Raw genomic sequence first — 3,551 nt, 5'->3', positions numbered from 1 at the left:
TCCCACCCTCGTACATCAGGTCGACGATGAGCTTCATCTCGTTGAGACACTCGAAGTAGGCCATCTCCGGCGAGTAGCCCGCGTCCACGAGGGTCTCGTAGCCCATCTTGATGAGTTCGGTGACGCCACCGCAGAGCACCGCCTGCTCGCCGAACAGGTCGGTTTCGGTCTCCTCGCGGAACGAGGTCTCGATCACACCTGCGCGGGTGCAGCCGATGGCCTGGCCGTAGGCCAGCGCCTCGTCCCACGCTTCGCCGGTCGAGTCGCGGTAGACCGCCAGCAGTCCGGGGGTACCCTCGCCGCGCTCGTAGTCCCGGCGCACGATGTGACCCGGGCCCTTCGGCGCGATCATCGTGACGTCGACCCCCTCGTCGGGTTCGATCTGCCCGAAGTGGATGTTGAACCCGTGGGCGAACTGGAGGGTATCGCCCTCGTCGAGCTCGCCCCTGATCTGCTCGTAGAGGTCGGGCTGGACGGTGTCCGGCACGAGCACCGAGACGATGTCCGCCTGCGCGGCGGCGTCCACAGGGGTGGCTACATCGAGGCCGTCCTCGCGGGCGGCGTCGCGCGAACTCGACCCCTCGCGGAGCCCCACCACCACGTCGACCCCGCTGTCGTTGAGGTTCTGGGCGTGGGCGTGGCCCTGCGAACCGTAGCCCATTACGGCTACGGTCTTCCCGTCGAGTGCGGTGCTGTCGGCGTCGTCGTCGGTGTAGATGGTTGCGTTCTCAGTCATCGTTGGTTTCGGGTTGGGTCTGCATTCGTTCGTACCGTTCCTCCTCTGCGTAAGTGGTCCACTCGCCGCCGCGCGCGAGCGCGGTCTGCCCGGTTCGAGCGAGTTCGCGGACCCCGAACTGCTGGTAGGCGTCGATCGCGTCGTCGATCTTCCGCTCGTCGCCGGTGATCTCGATCGTGATGGTGTCCCGGCCCGCGTGGAGCGTCGTCCCGCCGTACATCTCGGTGACGGCGTGGACCTTGTCCGGCTCCTCGCCGTGGACCTTCAGGACCACCAGCTCGCGACCCACGGCGTCGTCGCCGAGTTCGCGAACCGAGATCACGTTGACCAGCTTCGCGAGCTGGGTCTCGACCTGCCGGATCCCGGGTTCGGACTCCTCGATCACGACCGTCACCCGCGAGGTCTCGGGGTTCGTGGTCGTCCCCACGGTGAGGGATTCGATGTTGAACTGTCGGCGCGAGACCAGTCCGGAGATCTTCGCCAGCACGCCGGGTTCGTTCTTCACCAGCGCCGAGAGCACCGTGCGGCGGGTGTCGGGTTCGGCCTCGGTCTCGGGGTCGATCCGGATCCCCTGGCCGTTGCGCCGGCCCGTCGGATGGGGCCGTTCCTCGGGCGCAGGTCCCTGGAGACCGTCCCTCATAGCTGCTCCTCCGCCAGAACGAACTGGCCGTTCGCCCCGCCGCTCGGGACCATCGGGTAGACGTTCTCGTCGGGGTCGATGTGGGCGTCGACCACCGAGGGGCCGTCGTAGGCGAGCGCCTCGGTGATGACGTCCTCGACCTCGTCATCGCTCTGCATCCGGAAGCCGCGCGCACCGAACGCCTCGGCGAGCGTGGCGAAGTCGGGCATCCAGGGGTACTCCGAGGCCATCCGACGGCCCTCGAAGAAGCCGTCCTGCCACTGGCGCACCATCCCGATGCCCTCGTTGTTGAGCACGAAGACGGTGATGTCGAGGTTCTCGCGAACCGCGACCGCGAGCTCCTGGAGCGTCATCAGGAAGGAGCCGTCGCCGTCGAAACAGACGACCGACTGGTCGTCGTCCGCGGCGACGCGCGCCCCGATCGCGGCGGGGAGCCCGTAGCCCATCGTGCCCAGCCCGTGCGAGGAAACCCACGTCCGCGGCTGGGTGTAGGTCCAGTACTGGCAGGCCCACATCTGGTGCTGGCCCACCCCGGTGGTCACGATGGTGTCGTCGGCCGTCGCCGCGTCCACCGCCTCGACCACGAACTGGGGTTTCAGCGGTGCGTCCTCGGGCGCTGCGTAGTCCATCGGGTAGTCCGTCTTCCACCCCTGGCACTGCTCGCGCCACTCCCCGAACCGTTCGCCGGTGGCCGCCATGTCCGCCGCCCGCTCGTCGGCGAGCGCCTCGCCCACCTGTTCGATGACGGTGCCGGCGTCGCCCAGCAGCGGGTGGTCGGCGTGGATGTTCTTCGATATCTCGGCGGCGTCGATGTCGGCGTGGATGACCTGCGCTTCGGGCGCGAAGGTATCGACCCCGCCGGTGAGGCGGTCGTCGAAGCGCGTCCCGACCGCGAACAGCACGTCACAGTGGGTGATCGCCATGTTGGCGTAGCCCGTCCCGTGCATCCCCGCCATCTCCAGAGCGAGCTCGTGGTCCTCGGGGAACGCGCCGATCGCGGGCATCGTCGTCACCACCGGAATTCCATATTCGGTGGCGAACTCCCGCAACTCCGCACTCGCCTCGCCCTTGATGACGCCGCCACCCGCGAGGATGACGGGTTTCTCCGCGCGTGCGAGCACGCCCGCGGCCTCCTCGACCGCGCTCTCGTCGGCGGCCTCGGGCGGGTTGTACGTGTCCGGCGTCCGACCGTCGCCGGGCTCGGTCTCCGTTGGACCCGTCGTGATGTCCTTCGGGAGGTCAACGAGGGTCGGGCCCTGTCGGCCCGCACCGGCGAGCGCGAACGCCTCGCCGACCGTATCGCCGATCGAGTCGGCGGAGTCCGCGAAGTAGTTCTCCTTCGTGACCGGCGCGGTCACGCCCGTCGTATCCGTCTCCTGGAAGGCGTCACTGCCGACCATATCGGATGGAACCTGCCCGGTGAGCGCGATCATCGGGTCCGAGTCCATCGAGGCGTCGGCGATCCCGGTCACGAGATTCGTCGCGCCCGGGCCCGAGGTCGCGAGACACACACCTGGCTCGCCCGAGACGATCCCGAAAGCGTCGGCGGCGTGGGCCGCGCCCTGCTCGTGGGCCATCGTGATGTGGGTCATCTCAGCGTCGTAGAGCGCGTCGTAGACCGGCATGATCGCGCCGCCCTGGACCCCGAAGAGCTGCTCGACGTCCGCCCGTTCGAGCGCCCGCACGACCGACTCCGCGCCGGTCGTCACGGGTGTTTGTTCCCTCTCGTTGGCTCGGTCGGCGGCCGGTTCGGCCTCGTCCGCCGCGTGCTGGGGTGGCTGGCCTTCACTCATGGTTCGTCCCCCCGTTGGTGGGGTTCGGTGGTCGATACCTCAGTGCGGTCGGTCGCTGTGTGGGCTGCGGGTTTCGGTCTGTCATGTGGTCGGTGGGTGTCGCGGGTGCTGGTCGCTGTGTAGTCGATTCAGGGGTCGGGGGAAGGAGGTGCGTAGGGGTTATACCCCTACAATAATCGACTCGCGAACACCCGCCGCGTCGCTCGGGATTCGTGGATCCCCAGCGGCCGTCGGTCGGGTCGTCATACCCGGTCCATTCGGTCCGACGGTAATAACCCTTCCGTGGCGTGCAAACGTTGCACGAACTTCGAGGCGATTTCGAGACCCGCGACTCAGGGGTGGGGGCGTTCGGGGCGGGCATGGCCCAGGCGTTGACCTCCGC

The 3,551-nt window shown here is 68.3% G+C and carries 3 protein-coding genes; all 3 read right to left on the bottom strand.

Annotated elements, in window-relative coordinates:
• A partial coding sequence (gene ilvC, locus D3261_RS19345) for a ketol-acid reductoisomerase (RefSeq protein ID WP_120075231.1) occupies positions 1 to 736 on the bottom strand: 736 nt, incomplete at its 3' end.
• Positions 729 to 1,376, bottom strand: a complete 648-nt coding sequence (gene ilvN / locus D3261_RS19340) for an acetolactate synthase small subunit (protein ID WP_120075229.1) — start codon at positions 1,374 to 1,376, stop codon at positions 729 to 731. The genes ilvC and ilvN, both read right to left, overlap by 8 nt.
• The gene (gene ilvB, locus D3261_RS19335; RefSeq protein WP_120075227.1) at positions 1,373 to 3,169 is read right to left on the bottom strand and encodes a biosynthetic-type acetolactate synthase large subunit; all 1,797 of its coding nucleotides are present in this window, start codon (positions 3,167 to 3,169) and stop codon (positions 1,373 to 1,375) included. Before ilvB ends, ilvN begins: the two co-directional genes overlap by 4 nt.
• Between the last annotated feature and the right edge of the window lie 382 nt (positions 3,170 to 3,551).

This window comes from Halococcus sp. IIIV-5B (assembly GCF_003602035.1).
In the GTDB taxonomy this organism is placed as follows: domain Archaea; phylum Halobacteriota; class Halobacteria; order Halobacteriales; family Halococcaceae; genus Halococcus; species Halococcus salsus.
This window is presented reverse-complemented; position numbering and strand designations above follow the sequence as displayed.